The 17501-nt window shown below is 35.7% G+C and carries 14 protein-coding genes; 3 read left to right on the top strand and 11 right to left on the bottom strand.

The window, feature by feature from the left end:
* Nucleotides 1-79 precede the first annotated feature (79 nt).
* Both ACTYA4_RS01215 and ACTYA4_RS01220 read right to left on the bottom strand, forming a co-directional pair.
* Nucleotides 80-5899: a TIM-barrel domain-containing protein gene (locus ACTYA4_RS01215; RefSeq protein ID WP_445505412.1), complete on the bottom strand. Its 5820-nt coding sequence runs from the start codon at nt 5897-5899 to the stop codon at nt 80-82.
* 128 nt (nt 5900-6027) lie between these two features.
* Entirely contained in the window at nt 6028-7317 is a 1290-nt protein-coding gene (locus tag ACTYA4_RS01220; RefSeq protein ID WP_443479705.1) for an ROK family transcriptional regulator, read from the bottom strand.
* A gap of 285 nt (nt 7318-7602) precedes the next feature.
* Here ACTYA4_RS01220 and ACTYA4_RS01225 point away from each other — a divergent pair, with 285 nt between their 5' ends.
* Nucleotides 7603-8133, top strand: coding sequence for a ribonuclease H-like YkuK family protein (locus ACTYA4_RS01225; RefSeq protein ID WP_443479804.1), 531 nt, complete (start codon nt 7603-7605; stop codon nt 8131-8133).
* A gap of 45 nt (nt 8134-8178) precedes the next feature.
* On the opposite strand, the gene ACTYA4_RS01230 is transcribed toward ACTYA4_RS01225, so the two are convergent.
* The 4 genes from ACTYA4_RS01230 to ACTYA4_RS01245 all read right to left on the bottom strand — a co-directional run bounded on the left by ACTYA4_RS01230 (nt 8179) and on the right by ACTYA4_RS01245 (nt 11877).
* Complete coding sequence (locus tag ACTYA4_RS01230) at nt 8179-8943, bottom strand: MeeY/MeeF family manganese export membrane protein (RefSeq protein ID WP_443479805.1); 765 nt, start codon at nt 8941-8943, stop codon at nt 8179-8181.
* Nucleotides 8944-9774: 831 nt separating this feature from the next.
* On the bottom strand, nt 9775-10521 hold the full coding sequence (locus ACTYA4_RS01235) for a glucose 1-dehydrogenase (protein ID WP_443479706.1): 747 nt from the start codon (nt 10519-10521) through the stop codon (nt 9775-9777).
* A gap of 110 nt (nt 10522-10631) precedes the next feature.
* Complete coding sequence (locus tag ACTYA4_RS01240) at nt 10632-11270, bottom strand: DUF1796 family putative cysteine peptidase (protein WP_443479707.1); 639 nt, start codon at nt 11268-11270, stop codon at nt 10632-10634.
* 37 nt (nt 11271-11307) lie between these two features.
* Nucleotides 11308-11877: a DUF1796 family putative cysteine peptidase gene (locus tag ACTYA4_RS01245; RefSeq protein WP_443479708.1), complete on the bottom strand. Its 570-nt coding sequence runs from the start codon at nt 11875-11877 to the stop codon at nt 11308-11310.
* 87 nt (nt 11878-11964) lie between these two features.
* Between ACTYA4_RS01245 and ACTYA4_RS01250 the strand changes: the two genes are divergently transcribed.
* Together ACTYA4_RS01250 and ACTYA4_RS01255 are read left to right on the top strand one after the other, a co-directional pair.
* The gene (locus tag ACTYA4_RS01250; RefSeq protein ID WP_443479709.1) at nt 11965-12117 is read left to right on the top strand and encodes a hypothetical protein; all 153 of its coding nucleotides are present in this window, start codon (nt 11965-11967) and stop codon (nt 12115-12117) included.
* A gap of 21 nt (nt 12118-12138) precedes the next feature.
* Nucleotides 12139-12351, top strand: coding sequence for a hypothetical protein (locus ACTYA4_RS01255; RefSeq protein ID WP_443479710.1), 213 nt, complete (start codon nt 12139-12141; stop codon nt 12349-12351).
* Between the two features lie 111 nt (nt 12352-12462).
* Here the strand turns inward: ACTYA4_RS01255 and ACTYA4_RS01260 are convergent, their stop codons facing one another.
* The 5 genes from ACTYA4_RS01260 to ACTYA4_RS01280 all read right to left on the bottom strand — a co-directional run bounded on the left by ACTYA4_RS01260 (nt 12463) and on the right by ACTYA4_RS01280 (nt 17189).
* Entirely contained in the window at nt 12463-12897 is a 435-nt protein-coding gene (locus ACTYA4_RS01260) for a peptidylprolyl isomerase (protein WP_443479711.1), read from the bottom strand.
* Nucleotides 12898-12984: 87 nt separating this feature from the next.
* The gene (locus ACTYA4_RS01265; RefSeq protein ID WP_443479712.1) at nt 12985-13632 is read right to left on the bottom strand and encodes a peptidylprolyl isomerase; all 648 of its coding nucleotides are present in this window, start codon (nt 13630-13632) and stop codon (nt 12985-12987) included.
* 365 nt (nt 13633-13997) lie between these two features.
* Complete coding sequence (locus ACTYA4_RS01270) at nt 13998-14204, bottom strand: hypothetical protein (RefSeq protein ID WP_443479713.1); 207 nt, start codon at nt 14202-14204, stop codon at nt 13998-14000.
* Between the two features lie 77 nt (nt 14205-14281).
* Nucleotides 14282-16522, bottom strand: a complete 2241-nt coding sequence (locus tag ACTYA4_RS01275) for an AAA domain-containing protein (protein ID WP_443479714.1) — start codon at nt 16520-16522, stop codon at nt 14282-14284.
* A gap of 139 nt (nt 16523-16661) precedes the next feature.
* Nucleotides 16662-17189, bottom strand: a complete 528-nt coding sequence (locus ACTYA4_RS01280; RefSeq protein WP_443479715.1) for an HD domain-containing protein — start codon at nt 17187-17189, stop codon at nt 16662-16664.
* Nucleotides 17190-17501: the final 312 nt, after the last annotated feature.

The raw sequence follows: 17501 nt of genomic DNA on the forward strand, positions 1-17501 counted from the left end.
ACCTTTCCCAGGTAAAAAGAAAAAGGTAATAAGGAGAAAAACAAATCCTACCCCATTACCTTTTTTATACATACATCAGTCAGTTTACTTTCCCTTTATTAATGGTTATTACTTGTTCTTGAGAAGTAGTAACTTCTGCTGTCTTTACGATTACCATCTTTGTTTGCGCATCGTAATACCAAACATCGTTTTCTGCCTCTACTGCTTCTTTCGAATTTACTAACTTTAATTTTTTTCCATTTCGTTTTACAGATTTAATTGCCTTAGGGTTATTCACATCGACTTTTATTTCTGAAGTCCATGTTCTTTTTTCTATTCGTCCGTCAAAGCTACCCTTCATTGGTGCAATTTCAAGGGAAGTCTCTCTCGTATTTGATTGAACTGAAAGCTTTGTTTCAGTAGATTGACCATTTTCATATTGGTACGTTTGGCCGTCATCTTCATATAACGTAAAGCTTGTTGCTTCACCATTTTGTTTTGGATAGGCATGAAGCGTTATTTTATTTGCTGGTCTTTCAGAAGTATAGTTTTGCACCTCTCGCTGTGGTATAATCGCACCTTCTTTTACAAATACCGGAACTTTAGACAAATCCGCTTCATACTCTATGTTTTGTCCGCCCGTATAGTTTTTTTGGCTGCTCCAATCAAACCATGTTCCTTCTGGAAGATAAATATTTCTCTTCACAACCCCTTCTAATGACATTGGAGCTACAAGCATATTAGGACCAAACATCCATTGATCTTCAATTCCGTATACATTTGAATCTTTTGCATAATCCATTACAAGAGGTCTCATCAGTGATACATTTCCTTCTGAAGTTTCTTTTGCAGCAGAATAAATGTAAGGCAGCAGTTTGTAGCGCTGTTCAATCGCTTGCTTTACAATGCTTTCTGTTTTTTCTCCAAACGCCCAAGGTTCTCTAGTATTTGTTGGATCTCCACATTCACAATTATGTGCACGAAAGATTGGCATAAAGGATCCAGCCTGCATCCAACGGGTATATAATTCAGCGGATGGTTTGCCATAAAATCCACCAATATCAGTAGTAAAATAAGGTATTCCAGACATGGATGAGCTCAAGCCTAATTGCAAATTATGTCTAAAAGACTCCCAGCTTGCATCCACATCGCCGCTCCATACTGTTGTGCCGTATTCTTGGATGCCGGAAAATCCGGATCTTGCTAAGCTCCATAAACGATTATCACTGTAGCTTCTATGACCGTTATAGAAGGATTTTGCTTCATTTAGTGCATACACATTTCGAATCTCAGCTGCACTTCCCTTATAAAATTGATGCCTTAAGGAATCTGTTGCAATCTCTGGTTCGTTTAGATCAATCCAATATCCTTTTACACCTGCATCATGCAATGTTTTCACTTGTGCATTAAACCAATCAACCGCTTTTGGATTCGTAAAGTCGACTAAGCCAGCTTTCCCATACCAAGCGTCATATATAATGGTATTTCCAGAAGCATCTTTCACAAAGTATCCATTACGATCTCCCTCATTAAAGTTATTTGCCGTTACTTGAATGTAAGGATCTACTATCGGAACCGTTTTGACGCCTTTTTTTGCTAATTTCTCCATGCTTTCTTTCGGATTAGCAAATGCTTCAGACCAGGTCATATCAAAGTAATGGTTTTCTTTTGCCCAATACGCATCAAGAATCATTCCATCCATTGGAATTTGTTTATCTCGAAACGTATCTACAATCTTATTTACTTCTTGCCAGCTCTTATACCCAAACTTGGATTGGATATAACCTAGTGCCCATTTCGGTGGCATCGGCGGAGTACCCGTTAGGTCTGCATAGCTCTTCATAATATCAGTTAGAGTAGCTTCCTTTTCTCCAGACATAAAGTAGTAAATCATTTCGCCATTTGATGAATGGAACATATACTTTTTGTTGTCTGTAGCACCCATATCAAACGTTGCATTTTCATAGGTGTTGTCAAAATAAAGTCCATATCCCTTCGTACTAGTGAAGAAAGTACCAGAAATATCAGACGTGTTTCCTCCGTATCCTCCCTTCATTGCATTGTTCATTACGACCTTATGACCTCTACGGTCGAAGGTTTGTGAATCACGATCGATTCCTAATCCAAAGAAATGCTCATCAGAATCTAGTTTCATAGTGGAATATATACCAGTATCCCCGTCGTATCCTAAACCTTCCCCTTCACTATGCTCTGTTAACAATTTTGTATTTGCTGCATCAAAATACGCTATTTTGAAAGGAGACTTATAGACACGTACGCTCATTTTATCTGTTTGGATCAAGATGTAATCTTGTTGATTGCTTACTTTTGGAACTACCGTAGCAGCTTCTTGATCCACAACAAAAGATGCTTTTTTCTTAAATGTACCAGTTGGTTCCATCCAAACTTTAGCGGTATCGTTCTGTAAAAATTCAATTTTTACCTTTTCTTGGCCATTTGCATTTAACACGATACTTTTCCCATCATCGGCAACAGTATAAGGTGCATTTGCATTTAAGCTATCAATATATGAAACATTTTGATATTCAGATGAATCTTTTTTCATCATTTTTACTTGACTGATATCAAGAACACTGTCAGCATTGCCATCTGCTCTGATGCCAACCTTGGCAACTTCATCATTTAATAACTCGATATTTGGGACTTTTACTTCCTTCCAATCTCCGCTTTCCGGAATTGGAACTTCTTTTATACCGCCAGAGTATACGACATAAAGAACCGCATTTTCAAAGTTTCCAGATTTACGCGTGTTTACCGATAAAGTGTAATTCCCATCTATAGGTGCATTGCCAAATTGCCATAAATCAGATAAATAAGCTTCTGAACCCGTTATTCTTGCAAAATTCTTTCCATCTTCAGATTTAATGGATTGGTTCACCATGTTTGTACGGCTCCATCCTGTATACCCTTGGTCAAACTCGCTGTTATATAGTTTGATCTGCACATCTTCTTGGTCATTAGAGTTTACTGGTTGAAGCTCCACATTGTCTATTTGCATGGAAGTATCAGCTTTCGAAGCTTCCATATAGTATTCGATCGTTAATTGCCCTTCTGTAACTTGAATTTTATCAGTATTTATTTTTCTATATTCAAAATCATCAGCAGTCCACTTTTGTTTTGCAGGACCATCCGGATCTTTTAATTTAGGATCAATGTCTACTTCTACTTTTTCTTTGCCTGGTTGAGAGATAATTAATTTTGCAACCCCTCCTGAAAAACTCGGATCTAAATGAGGCATTAATTTAACCATTGATGATACCGTGTACTCTCCATTCTTTAAACCAACAATCGTTTGCTTAGAAGAAGCTTTGCCACCTTCATTAGGAGAATACAAGTATTGTTTATATCCTTCATATGCATCGTTTTTATCAACACCATGCCATAATGTTGTTCCAAAGGTATTAACAGTCCAACCTGTTTCATTGCCTAATTCAAAATCTCCGTTAACGAGTTTGCCGGAACTTGCTTCAAACTGAAGGGAGTCAAGTAAAACAGATCCTTTATTTTCATTTGAAAATTCCAAGGTGACTAAATTTTCGCCTTTATTAAGTTGGATAGAATCCTTCACCGTATTCCATTTGTCTTTACTAGCAGGGAAAGATACTGTTTTCGGTGTATCTATCACGTTTTTTTCTTCATCTTCGGCGGAAAGGGATAAGTTGCTCTCTTCATCATTTTTACTCGCATATTTTATTGCTAAAGGAAACTGTCCTGATTCAGGCATGTCAATTGCAATCGTCACTTTCGAACCGTTTTTGTCTAGCCCTTTTATATAGCCAAATCCATCAAAGCCCATTTGTTCATTATCAAAGATGGCTCCTCCTTGATACGAAGCGACTTCTGTTTGAAATGCTTTTTTATTTGATTTTGGAACTAATTTTAATACAGTACTATCATGAGGCTCGAGCATTTCAGAATACATAGAGCGGTAGCCAAGATCTTTATGTTCCCAAAGGCTGCGGACGAATGCTTCTTCACTGAGCCCAAGATCTTTTTTGAAATCAATGGAAAGTCCCTTGCTTACATCGCTACGGTTGAAGAGGGATACAACCCATGAACCATCTGGCAGCTGACCAACCCATCTTTCACTGTCGCGGCTTCCATTATTTTTATAGTGTAAATTGGAATAAAATAAAGGTTTTCCAACAAAGCCTCGTTTATTTAATTCTATTAATTCAGGATTTTGATAATATTTATAGTTGTCGCTAATAGTGTCATATTGATCGGCAATCGTAATTGGAGAACCTGCCATCGTAAATAAAGATATCGCTGTTTTCTTTTCATTTTCTGCATATCTGCCCTTAAACGTATTTAACCTTAAGAAGTCGCCGTCATTGATCATAGAACTGCGTCCAGAAATATCAGCAAAACCTGTAAACCCTTGGAATGGATTGGCCCATTGAGACCAATTATTTGTCCACTCTTGTCTTCGTCCACTGATATGATCCCAACCTCCATGAAAAGCATCTTCATCAATACGAATCATATCCCCATATTTTTGTTCGAATTCTCCGTGGTTAAATAAGTTTGGCATGACCAAACTTAGGAAAATATTATTTTCTTTCGAAGCTTCATCCATCCATTGCAGTGCTTTTCGATATTGTTCTCTCGTATGACCAGTACCAATTTGACCTAGCCCCTTATCGTAACCGCTTTCATACCAAGATAAAAAGTCTACTCGCAAATAAGAAGCGCCTTGTTTCGCGAAAAAGTCTACATATCCTTTTAAAAACTTTTCTGCGTCAGGATGATCAACATTTAACCAGTAAAGAGCTCTTTCCCCCCCTTGACCGCCATCAAAACGATCACCTTGCAGGGTTTTGCCGTTGCCTAAATCTTGAGGCTCTTTAATCACGAGGTCTGCTACTGGAGTATCTGTCCCTACGACTTTGTATTTATCCGGATGTTTCACTACTTCCGGGCTAATCCATAGAGGATTGTAATAGATTCCAAACTTCATTCCTTTACTTTTTACATAATCAGCCCAATGTTTCCAAGTATGGCCATCTGGGTAGCGTTCATTTGGATAACCTTGCCATGCATCAGCAGACGTTGGGGATTGATTTGAATCGACTGCTTCAAAGGAGATATCATCGAGCTGCAAGGAAGCATTTCCTTTTTTGCTGTCGATGACAAATTCGACTTTCATATCTTTTCCAATCGATTTTATATCCACTGTATAGTTTTGATAACTGGAATTTAACTTGATAGGTACCCTTTTAATTAATTCACCATTTTGGCTAATCCGCATTTCAGCAAAGCTTCCGATTGATTCATCGGTAAACTGATTTGATCCGCTGAAATCAGCTAAAGTTGCCCATGCGGAAATTCGATACGTTTTTTCTCCGTCAAGTCCTGTCACTGATTGATGCGCAGAAGCATTAAAAGCCGTATTTTTATAAAAGTAAAACTTAAAGTTATTGCGTGCGCCTGATTTATCTACACCATAATCAGCATTCCCGTTAATATCCCATCCTTCCGTGGTCGCATACTCAAAGTCACCATTAAATAGTTTCCCTGGCTTAATATACGGTTTATCACGTCCATCCATATAGATTGGATCACTCATCCATCGATCATTATGTGAAACGACGTAACCGTTTTCATTTAATAGCGTTGATCCTTCAATCCATCCATCCGTACTAATCATATCGTAGCCATAAGCTTTAAAGTTTTTGGACATCCAGTCAATATTCTCTTTTAAGCGATGCTCCGGCATAAAAACATCTTTTGTAAATTGATGCTCATACGTAATCCAATACATTGGCCCTGCACCTTGTCTAGTAAACTGACTATCTCTTGCATAAGTTGAATGAAAGATAATTGTAGAAAAAAACAAAATGAAAATTGTTGACATGATGAATATTTTTAGTGAAAAACTACTCCTATATTTCTGCATGTCACATCCTCCCAATCATTTAGGATATTCCTTCATTGCATGTATACATATTATAAAAAATAGCTATCTAGAGAATTAAATGTAATGTTCCCAACTAAAGAAATGAATAAAGCCGAAAAAATTTTTTTCTATTTATAAATTGAAAATTCAAATAAATGACAAATTAGTAATGCACATGCGCCAATTAACCACACATCTTCTCCAAGCTGGGAAATATGAAACTGTAGTTTATTTGGATGTTGATTAAAAAAATGAACGGCCAACTCCTTTTCAATACTTTTTTTCAGAATTTCACCTCCCCTTAAGCCTCCTTCACCTAGTATAATGGCTTCCGGATTAAACAAATGGATCATATTTTTAATTCCTAAAGCGAGATTTTGTCCTTGCTTTACTAAGATTTCTTGTGCGTATCTATCCCCCATTTGTGCAACCAATCTGATTTTTTCTGGTTTAATCGGAGTTAGCGATTTTAATAGAGTTGGAATATTATTTATGTTCACTTCGTTTACTTCACTTATGAGAAATGCATCAGATGTATACATTTCCAGACAACCTCGTTGACCACAATAACATAGCTGTCCATCTGGATGAATGATAATATGTCCTAACTCACCAGCTCCCCCAAATGCTCCTCTAAACAACCTATTATCTATGACAATACCTGCCCCAACACCTGTACCAACGGTTATACCAATAAAATTATTAAATTCTCTTCCGATCCCTATCCACTTTTCAGCGAGCGCAAATACATTTGCGTCATTATCAATTAAAACTGGTACACCAAAATGCTCTCTTACTGGTTTCAAATCGATATGATTTATTTGCAAAATAGGAGAATATACAATTTCAATGTTGTCTCGATCTATTAATCCTGGAGCTGCTATTCCTATACCTACTAATTTGGAAGCGCATACATTTTGTCTGATGAAAAAATCAAGTTTTTCAATTAACAAACTTAATAATTGATGCTCATCAATCAGATGATAAGTGAATTGATCTTTGTGTAAAATAGTACCTTCTAAATTAGATATACACATCTTTATTTCGTTTTTCTCAATCTTAAGACCAGCAACTACACCATAGTTGCCATTAAAATTTAATAATACAGGTTTCCTTCCTCCATTAGAGTCTCCCGTACCAATTTCATAAACAAGTTTATCATTTAGTAGTTCTTCGATAATATAAGTAACCGTTGATAATCCAAGGCCAATTTTTTTAGCAATTTCGGTACGTGAAATATTTCCTTGTAAACGAATTAAATCAATAACCAGGGATCTGTTTAGATCTTTCATGAGCTCTCTATTTCCATATCGGAGTGCTTTCATCCCTCCATTTTCTCCCTCCTTCCAATCTTTAGGTTGAATGTAACATAATTCATTCAATGAAACAAGTGAAATAATTTTTTTCTTTTTTATCATCCATTCTCTGTTTATTTTAGATAGTTTTAAACGTCAGTTCGATATTTCATGCACACTCTTCCTTTTATCACCATACAATAATACAAGCTTTATTGGATAAGAATGTGATAAAATTGCTGCGTAAGCCATACAATAGTATTAAGGAAAAATGCAAGCGGCTTGTTCAGCCTGAAGCCAGACATCCATCCAACTTCAAAAATTTTATGCTTTTTATCTTTTAAAGAAATAAAATGATTTCGAGTAATGATGGTCCTATCTTTTTTAAGGAGGAATTGTTCGGTGAATATGAATGAGAGTTTTCCAATTACTTTTCAAAACCTACAAGAAAGAGACATGTCATTTGATATTGTTTTTCAACGAATTATTGCCTTTATGGAAAGAAATCCGATTGGCCATTATAAGTTAATGATCGGAACAGATTCTCAAGTACATCCTAAATATACAACCTTTATTACTGGGATAGTGATTCAAAACAAAGGAAAAGGGGCTTGGGCTTGTATTCGGAAAATGATTGTACCAAGAAAAATATTACGTTTGCATGAAAAAATTTCTTATGAAACATCGTTAACGGAAGAGGTGGTTTATTTATTTACTGAAGAGAAAAAAACAGAATTAATTAATATTGTGCTGCCATATATTTATCAAGGAGCGACATTTACGATGGAAGGACATATTGATATTGGATCAGGAGTTCGCAATAAAACGAGAGAGTTCGTAAATGAAATGGTCGCTAGAATTGAATCGATTGGCATTGAACCAAAGATAAAACCAGACTCATTTGTTGCTTCTTCTTATGCAAATAAGTACACAAAATAAAAAGCCTGTCCCAAAAAGAAACAGGCATCATCATGCTTGTTAAGATTATTTTTTTGTTGAAACAAAATCTCTCGGAATATTTTTAGGTTTATTCGTAAAATGAATAATAAACGTAATAATAAACGCCAGAAGTAAAATAGCGAAAAATACATAATGATGTAATTCAAATCCGAAAACACTTGCAAACATTTTTAAGGAGATAATACCGATTAAAACAAATGCAGTCGTTTCCAACTCAGGAACTCGATCGATTAATAGCAAAAATAATTTAGCTACCGTTCTCATCATCAATATCCCAAACATACCGCCTAATAACAGGATCCATACTTCCTCCGACACAGCAAATGATGCTAAAATGCTGTCAACAGAAAATGCCAAATCCATTAATTCAACAGAGATAACCGTTGCCCAAAAGATGCCAAACATCCGAACAGACCAACTGTTTTTTTTGATTCCAGAAGCCTCTTCCTCTTCGTCCCCTTTCCAGAAATGTTTAATAACAATCCATGCTAAATAAGCAGCACCTAATACTTTTATCCACATGAATTTAATTAAAAATACGCCAATTCCGATAAAAAGAAACCGAAAAAAGTAAGCGCCAAAAAGTCCGTATGTTAATGCTTTTTTTTGTTGATCTCGTGGTAAATGCTTGACCATTATGGCAAGCACCAATGCATTATCTGCAGACAGCAGCCCCTCCAAAATAACAAGAGAACCAATTAGCCCCCATGAAACAGGATCTGTAAGTACTTTCTTCCACATCTCCCAATCAAAAAAAGATGCATAAGTCGATAAAACATGATTGATCATTTCCACAAGAAATGCCTCCAGTATTTGTTAAAATATTACTAATATTATACTCCTTGTTTCCAACATCTGCAAATTTGTTCGTTGCTTTTCAGCTCTAAGGAGTGAATGAGTGATTAAATAATGCTTGTTCATTGCTTGTTATAAAGGAATTTAGCTTAAACGATAATTAAAACCATTGTTTTCGAGCTAGCACAGACTCTAATCAATGATATTAATTGTTAACTATATGTACAATTTTATTAATGATGAAACAAACGCAGATTCGAAAATGCCATTACTATTCCATATTTATTACATGCCTTAATTACAGTATCATCCCTCATAGATAAAAATGAGTTGATCAACATAATTGTAATTTTTATCTAGTTGCAACTCTGAATTATAAAGAGGCTTAGTAATTGATAATAATAGAATGTCTTCCTTAATTAAAAGCTCTGTTGAGATTTAGTGTTGATTTATAATGGCCAGGTAATTTACTCGCTATCCGCGGATGAACTGGCAAGACTCCTCGTTCGTACCCGTTTAGCGGGGTCTTTCAAGCCCGTTTTTCCGCAGGAGGCTCGCAAATTTCCTTCTAAAATCAATTGTATTGTTTAACAGAAACCCCCATGCTAATAAAATTCCCACTATGGCGCATGGAAAGAAGCAGTCTCCACATTTATAGCGCAGAGCAGCGTGAATACACGAAGACTCCTGCGGGAAAGCGAGACAGACGAGACCCTGCAGGAGCGGAGCGACGAAGCGGCTCGGCGCTCGCCCGCGGAAAGCGTAGTGTATTCACGCTGCGGAACTTCTTTTCAGGTTAGCTAAATGAAAAGATTCTTATATACACTATCCTTCATACATCATCTTCACTGTCATTCCGCCATCTATCGTTAAGTTTGTACCTGTTATAAAGTCATTTTCCTTGTTCGTTAAAAACAAACAGGCTCTTGCTATATCTTCTGGTTTGCCGACTCTTTTTGACAGATGCTGCTCGTGATCTTTGTCTCTTAGATTTTCATAATCTTTTGTTTCAATCCATCCTGGTGCGATGCTGTTAACTGAAATACGATCATGTGCTAAACTGTTGGCCAATGCATGTGTAATAGCCATTATTCCACCTTTACTTGCACTGTAGCTTTCCGTATTTGCTTCCGACATATACGCTCTAGTAGAGGACATATTGATTATGGCTCCCCCGTCTGTATTTTTTCTCATTACTTTTGCAGCTTCACGCGAACACAAGAATACACTTCTTAAATTTGTATTAATTATATCGTCCCACTCTTCTAACGATACGTCATAAACAGATTTAAACAATGCTTTTCCTGCATTGTTCACTAATATATTCAGTTTGCCAAACTTTTCGATTGTTTTATTCACTAAGTCAATTACTTCTTTTTCTTGTCGTACATCTGTTTTTATAAATAATGATTGTTCTGAATTCGGCAATGTGTTGATAAAAGTCATGGCAGCCTCTTCATCTACATCAGCTAAAACAACCTTTGCCCCTTCTTTTAAATAGCTTGCAGCAATACTGCGGCCTATCCCATTACTTGCTCCTGTTACGATAATAACTTTTCCGTTAAACATCATGTTCATTCTCCTCAAAAATCATGATAATAGATAAACTTCATTATGTATTATACTATGATTAACTTCCCATCAGCAGGGATGAAGAATCCGCTGCTGATGGGAAGTTCACATTATCTTATCGTCACATTATCTAAAATTTCTTTCCAATAATGATCATTGTTTGTCCATTTTTCGTACTCGGGTAATTCAACGACAGTGACTCGGTTTAAAGGCCAGTGTTTTTCTGTCATCGTATTGCCCTTTGTATGATTAATAATAAGAATATGAAAGTCTTTTTTCACTAATTTTGATAAAACTCCTTCCAATTGCAGTGTTTCTGAAAAGGTAGCTTCTGTTCTCACGAATAGTATTCTTTTACCCTTTTCCATCATCGTTAACATTCTTTGAATTCTTCTATCCAATTTCTCTCTCACTTCTGGGTATGTTGCTAAATTAGTAAGAGTGTTTCTGTCAGCTTTAAAATCGTGGCTGGATACAATCCCATATGATTGATCATGTACAACTAGAAATGTCTCCGGTGTATCAATACCAGTAGAATAACCTGTCGGCAATAAATTAGCTAAGTCCATAAATCCATGAAAACGATTTTGCAATAAACGATTTACACTTGATAAAGATGGAGATGACATCCAATCAAGAGGACCAGCGAACGGTCTTAATTTAAATTTACGCAACTGTATACTTGCTAAGCATAAATCACCTAAACTAAATATCGCATTATATTTTCCTTTCATATCTGCTAAAGCCATTTTTTCACTCCTTTTTATCGCTTGATCCTTAAAACAGTTAAGGTCGAATGGAAATATCCTCAAATAATTCTTTCCAGTACTGATTATTCCCCTTCCATATCTCTACATTTGGAAGCTCAATAGCACATACATTTTCGATTGTCCAAACTTGTTCTGCCATATGGTCGACAGCAGTATGATTAATTATTAGAATATGAAAATCATTTTTAACGACCTGTTTTAAAACTTGTTGAAGTTCACTGACTTCATCCATTTTTCCTTCTGTTCTAATGAAAAGTATGCGTTTACAATTTTCCGTCTTTTCTAGAAATCTTTCAATCCTTCTATTATATTTTTCTTTTATTTGCGGTAAATCTTCTAAATTTTCGAGTGTATTTTTATCTGGTTTAAAATCATGATTAAAACTGATTTTGTTTACTTTATCGAAGACTAGCATTTCAGTTTCTTCTATATAATTTAGTCCTAGTAAGTTTTGTTTATCTAAAAATCCATAAAAACGATTAAGGATAAGCTTTGATACTGTTCTTAAATCCGGGGTGCCAACCCAATCAAGAGGGCCAGCGATGCTCTTAAATGATGATCTCTTAATTGTATACCGGCTAAACAATTATGTCCTAAACTAAAAATAGCATCATATTCACCTTTTATTTCATCCAGCCTCATGAAATTGCACCTTTTTCCTATAGTTTTGAAGATGATTAGCATCAATCAAACGATTCTCTTGTGCGGATTTCCTGTAAACCCGAATATTACGGTTGCAAAGGAAAGATTAAAGTCATTTGATGTCGTTGGCATTACGGAAATGTTTGATGAATCCTTATTTTTATTGCAGAAACAGTATAAGTAGAAAAATGTTCATTATCAAAAAATGAACATTACGAAAAAACGATTAAAAAAAGAAGATCTTTCTCAAACTACAATAGATTTAATTGAAAAATATAATGCAATGGATATGGAACTTTATGAATTTGCCAAAGAACTATTACAAAAAAAGCTGGATGCATTCACAAAAACAGAAAAAGTAGAATTAGAACAATTTTTAGAAAGACAAAATAGTTTTTCTAAGCATAATTCACATTAATTCCTTTTTACTTTCTTTTTTTTAAAATTTTCTCTTTATTTTGGATGCGTAAAATTTTATTTTTGATAAAAAAAACAGAACAGCTATTTTCAGCCATTCTGCCGCTTTTGCTTACTCAGTAATTTCTACTTTTTCCATTACATCGCCATTTCTCATTGCTTTTACTGCAGCGATGTTTGATGTTACTTTGCCAAACACTGTATGAACACCATTTAAATGCGGTTGTGGGTCATGAACGATAAAGAATTGACTGCCGCCTGTATCTCTTCCTGCATGCGCCATAGAAAGTACTCCTTCTACGTGCTTATGAGGATTTCCTTCTGTTTCACATTTAATCGTATATCCAGGTCCCCCTGCACCAGTTCCATTTGGACATCCACCTTGGCTTACAAACCCAGGAATAACACGATGGAAAGTTAATCCATCATAAAACCCTTCTTTGATCAACTTTTCAAAGTTTGCAACTGTTCCAGGTGCTTCGTTTGGATATAATTCAAATTCAATTTTTTCGCCATTTTGCATTAATATGTATCCTTTTTTTGCCATTATGAACACTCCTCTTATATTAAAAATCAGCTTTTATCATACCATGATTTAAACAAGAAAGAAAATGTTTCATTCTTGTTTTTTTCGTTATTCGATCGTCTCTGGTGCTGGATATTTTACCCCTTTTGTATCAACAGTTACTTTTTTTATAACCACATCAACTTTGGGTTTATCGCTTGCATCACGATCCACTTGAACTATTTTATCGACAACATCCATTCCTTTTATTACTTTGCCAAAGGCTGCATATTTTCCATCTAAATGCTGTGCATTTTCGACCATAATAAAAAATTGCGAACCTGCAGAATCAGGATCATTAGATCTTGCCATACTAATGACTCCTCTTTCATGCTTTAAATTATTTTCCACTCCATTTGAGCTGAATTCCCCTTTAATGGAATACCCTGGATCCCCAGTTCCATCCCCATTTGGGTCGCCACCTTGAATCATAAAATCAGGAATGACACGATGAAAAGTTAAACCATTGTAAAATCCTTTATTTACAAGAGAGATAAAGTTATTTACTGTGTTTGGAGCCATTTCAGGATTAAGCTCTACATCAATTGTTGCTCCATCGTCCATTGTAATCGTTGCAACGGGGTAATCATCTCCCTTTTTAAACCCTGTGTTTGACTCTTTTCCTTTGTCTTTGTCTGTTCCACACGCTGTTAAGACAAGCATGAGCAGGAAAAGACTTATATAGGAAATAATGCTGCTTTTCTTTTTTTTATTCATTGAATGTTAACGCTCCTATCTATTATGATGTAACCGAATTTAATTGTATTAAAAAAGCATAGAATAAACAAATAATAGATACAATGGAAGAAAATAAAAGAAAGGCTGTTTTCGTATAGAATGTTGCTTTTAAATGCGCAGCCTTCATACACTTCGTCCGTTTAGCGAGCGACGAGCCTCCTCGTCGCATACGCTCCTGTGGGGTCTCGTCTTTCTCGCATTCCCACAGGAGTCTACGTGTATGCAGGCTGCTAAGAAACACTTTCTAAATGTTTATGTAAAAAAACAACGAACTTTGAGAAAACAGCCAAAAGAAAAGAGCCGTGCAATAAGTCAGCAATCAAACTTATCGCACAGCCCGAATATTACAATTCAATATATAAACGATGTACTCCATCAATAAACTGTGTATCATACACGTAAAAATCATTTCCTTCTAATAGATCTAGTAATTTTTGCTGCATTTCTTCTGAAGTAGTTGGTATATACCCTTCTTGCTCATAGACATTTAGCATCTCTTGTAATTCTGCTTCATTTGTTATTACTTCTGTTAATGTATCTTTTAGATTCATGTTGTTTCCTCCTATGATTAACTATGTACCATCATAGCATGAATTCTTATTTTTTTTCACTTCTTTTATAAAAATTTTTATTGAACTAATTGTTTTAACATATATTGAGCTAAAAAAATAGAATGCATTCGTACAGCAATAGACGGTGGCAAGCTCCCTATCACACTCTCCAAAGGATGTCCTAACCATATAATTTGTTCATCAATAATAATTATCGGAAAAGGGATGTCATTCCATTGCTTTCGGTCATAAGGGCGTTCCAATTGCAGAGATGGTCCAAAATACGTCACTACAACCGTCTTTTTTGTTTTTTCTAATTGCTCGATCCACTCAAACGGCAAAGACGTATTTTGCGGTAATGCAATGGTGATGGAATGTTTAGCTGATTTAATATCAGCAAAAACCTTGTCTAATTGTTTTGCATGCATCCATAACAAGGAAGGTGATTGTTTGTTAACCCATGTTCCTATTTGTTTTGGTGTTACTTTCGTGTAATGTTTTTCTTGGTGTTCGATTAGCTGTCTAATCGTTTTTCGGTATCCTACTTTTCTTTTTAAAAAATTGCAATGACTTATATGAATAAACTTTCCTTTTGTCCGGGTGATGGCTACATTAATTAATCGTTCGCTATCTTTTCCGACTAACAGCATTCCCGGTCTTTCATGTGAAGTGCTATCGACCGTATCGAAGACTATGATATCTTTTTCACTGCCTTGAAAACGGTGGACTGTTGCTGCTGCTACGATTCCTGCCGCAAGCTCCTTTGGAAAAAACTCTTCTATTAACCCGCTCATCAGTTCTGCCTGTGCCCGGTAAGGTGTTACATAACCAATGCTTGCTGCTCCATCCATTAATCCCTCATAGATGACTTGCAGCGACAATACTAAATGCATTACATTCCACCTGGAATTAGATCCCTTTTCAATCGTTCCATATGCACCATAATGACTTGTGTCTAAGAGAATATTCGCTATATTTTTAAACGGTTGTTTATCCGCAATTTGTTCTCTTTTCTGTAAAACCGTTCGATGGTCGCCAACAAGCGAATGGTAAATATATTGATTCGTAAAGGAAGAAATATGAGGATGCATTCTTCTTTGTTCATTTAATAGTAGTAAGTGTGCGTGTAATTGATTGGAGGACACACTTTCTGCAACATTTGCTGCAGAAAAAATATCTTCTTTTAACCATTTATCCACTAACTCATTTCTTCCAGCTGCAATTGGTGGCAGCTGCTTAAAGTCTCCACAAATAATGATCCTCTTTCCAAGCGTCGCTGCAAACGCAGCCTGCGGTACATATGCCATACTTGCTTCATCCACTAATACTAAATCAAATTCTTCTTCATAAATGGTTGGATCCGTTGCTGCTTTCGCTAATGTCGTTCCAATAATCATCGCTTTTTTAACAAACTGTACTTCTCTTTTTCTTATTTTTTCTAAAACCAAAGCGAGTTTTTCCTCTAATTTCAATAAACTTGACGAATCGCGGTTGCTGAAAGAGTTTGCAAGAACCATTTTCAGCTGTTTTTTTTCTTCAGTTAACTGGTTTTTCTCTACAGATAAATGACGTTCTTTTTCTACAAGCAACGTACTTGTTGTCACTTGTTCGTCTCCTAATAATCCATCTGATGTATTGGAGCCATATCGTAGAATGTCACCTAATTTAAAACGACCTTTATTCTTTGAAGTAGACGTTATTTCTTTTATAAGCACGTCTACTGCTTGATTGCTATGGGACAAAATCAAGATGCGTTTACCTTTCCAATATCGCTGTAAAGCTACTCTCGCTAATGTATACGTTTTCCCTGTTCCTGGTGGTCCCCAAACAAACGTAACAGGATTATACTTGCATCTTAATGCTAATTCATGTACATGGTTTTTGATTCCTTCGACAGGATGTTTTGGATCCATTGTTGGATTCATTAAACAATAGATTCTTCTTCTTTTCCGCTTATTTTCTTTAATAGAATCGAAACGGATCATTAGTTGTTCTAACAACTCCCATGGATCATGAAATAAATAGGCTTCTGATACACTATCCCCTATTGATTTTTCTAAGACTACAAGGAGACTCTTTCCATCAGACGATAAAATGCGCCCATTTATTTTAACTGTTCCCCATTCTAATACGATAGTAGAGCCAATTGGAATTTTCGTATACGAACTTGTTTCAAAATAATACGTATACTCTTCTTCTGTATTTAAAAATTTCCCATTATAAAGTGCTATTTTCGTTTGAGAGAATTTTTTCAAGTAATTTATTTCAGATTGCAGCGCTTGCTGCCACTCTTTAATATAAGTTGATGTTTTGATCATGTTATAACCTTCTACTCGCTTATTTTCTATCTAATATTATAACATGAGATCATTACTTGTTGTGAGGAGGGATGGAATGAATTGTTTCTGTCCCATTTTGGCTGTTGGTATTCTGAATCTTTATTCAATTTTCATTTCCCTATCTTCTTTCCATTAACTCCAACACTTCCTCAATTCTTTTATCTAAATGCTCGAGGCTTTTTAAAGCTCTTTCTTTTGTAATACTTCGATAATGGTGGTGGCCGCCTGGCTCCTCATCTTTTTCATCAGCAATCTTTACAATTTGTTGAAGCGGTGTAAGTATCACACTACCACCAGGAATAAAGCTGTCTGTATGAAATAATACAGCAAGTGCAATTTCCTTTGCTTTAATTGGATTCTCTCCAAGACGGATTAACAGCTTATGCGCCCTTTCCGCACCTTTAATCGGATGAATATCATTTTGTTTATATAGTTGATAATCCCATTTTCCGTCTTTGTACCAAGTATAATGACCCATATCATGAAGAAATCCGGCCTTTGCTGCAATATCCACATCAAGATCATTTTCTTTTGCTAATTCAAATGCATGATAGGCAACTGCCAGAGCATGAGCCAATCCTGATCTCGTAATGTATTTTTGTGCAATATGATGGTTAAAAATATCAGTTAGTTTTACATCTCTCATCTCCGACACTCCCTTGTTGTTTATATGAAAAGCACAAGCGCCTTGATCAGCCCCGAAGAAAAATGTTCTCTTGGCTCAAAAAGTGCTCTTTACTTTTAGAGACAAGAGGTTATCTTTCACAGGGGCTGGCTGCTTGCGCTAGACACCCGTCAAACTTTAGAAAACTTATACATCTTGTTTATAAAAAAACACCCTCAACAGGTGTCTCCTTTATATCGCTTATAGGTTTAATCAATTTGTAAAAAATAATGTTTTAGAACACAAACGTAACTGTTATAAAACATCATTCACTAACAAAACCATTAGCATAAT

Source organism: Niallia yueguangensis, assembly GCF_052663115.1.

Bases quoted from the DNA above. Each gene is read 5' to 3' on its own strand.
- ACTYA4_RS01220 (WP_443479705.1), bottom strand. From the start codon at position 7,317: ATGATAAAAAAGAAAAAAATTATTTCACTTGTTTCATTGAATGAATTA.
- ACTYA4_RS01275 (WP_443479714.1), bottom strand. From the start codon at position 16,522: ATGATCAAAACATCAACTTATATTAAAGAGTGGCAGCAAGCGCTGCAA.
- ACTYA4_RS01265 (WP_443479712.1), bottom strand. From the start codon at position 13,632: ATGAATAAAAAAAAGAAAAGCAGCATTATTTCCTATATAAGTCTTTTC.
- ACTYA4_RS01255 (WP_443479710.1), top strand. From the start codon at position 12,139: ATGAACATTACGAAAAAACGATTAAAAAAAGAAGATCTTTCTCAAACT.
- ACTYA4_RS01225 (WP_443479804.1), top strand. From the start codon at position 7,603: ATGAATGAGAGTTTTCCAATTACTTTTCAAAACCTACAAGAAAGAGAC.
- ACTYA4_RS01270 (WP_443479713.1), bottom strand. From the start codon at position 14,204: ATGAATCTAAAAGATACATTAACAGAAGTAATAACAAATGAAGCAGAA.
- ACTYA4_RS01240 (WP_443479707.1), bottom strand. From the start codon at position 11,270: ATGGCTTTAGCAGATATGAAAGGAAAATATAATGCGATATTTAGTTTA.
- ACTYA4_RS01250 (WP_443479709.1), top strand. From the start codon at position 11,965: ATGATTAGCATCAATCAAACGATTCTCTTGTGCGGATTTCCTGTAAAC.
- ACTYA4_RS01230 (WP_443479805.1), bottom strand. From the start codon at position 8,943: ATGATCAATCATGTTTTATCGACTTATGCATCTTTTTTTGATTGGGAG.
- ACTYA4_RS01260 (WP_443479711.1), bottom strand. From the start codon at position 12,897: ATGGCAAAAAAAGGATACATATTAATGCAAAATGGCGAAAAAATTGAA.
- ACTYA4_RS01215 (WP_445505412.1), bottom strand. From the start codon at position 5,899: ATGCAGAAATATAGGAGTAGTTTTTCACTAAAAATATTCATCATGTCA.
- ACTYA4_RS01235 (WP_443479706.1), bottom strand. From the start codon at position 10,521: ATGATGTTTAACGGAAAAGTTATTATCGTAACAGGAGCAAGTAATGGG.
- ACTYA4_RS01280 (WP_443479715.1), bottom strand. From the start codon at position 17,189: ATGAGAGATGTAAAACTAACTGATATTTTTAACCATCATATTGCACAA.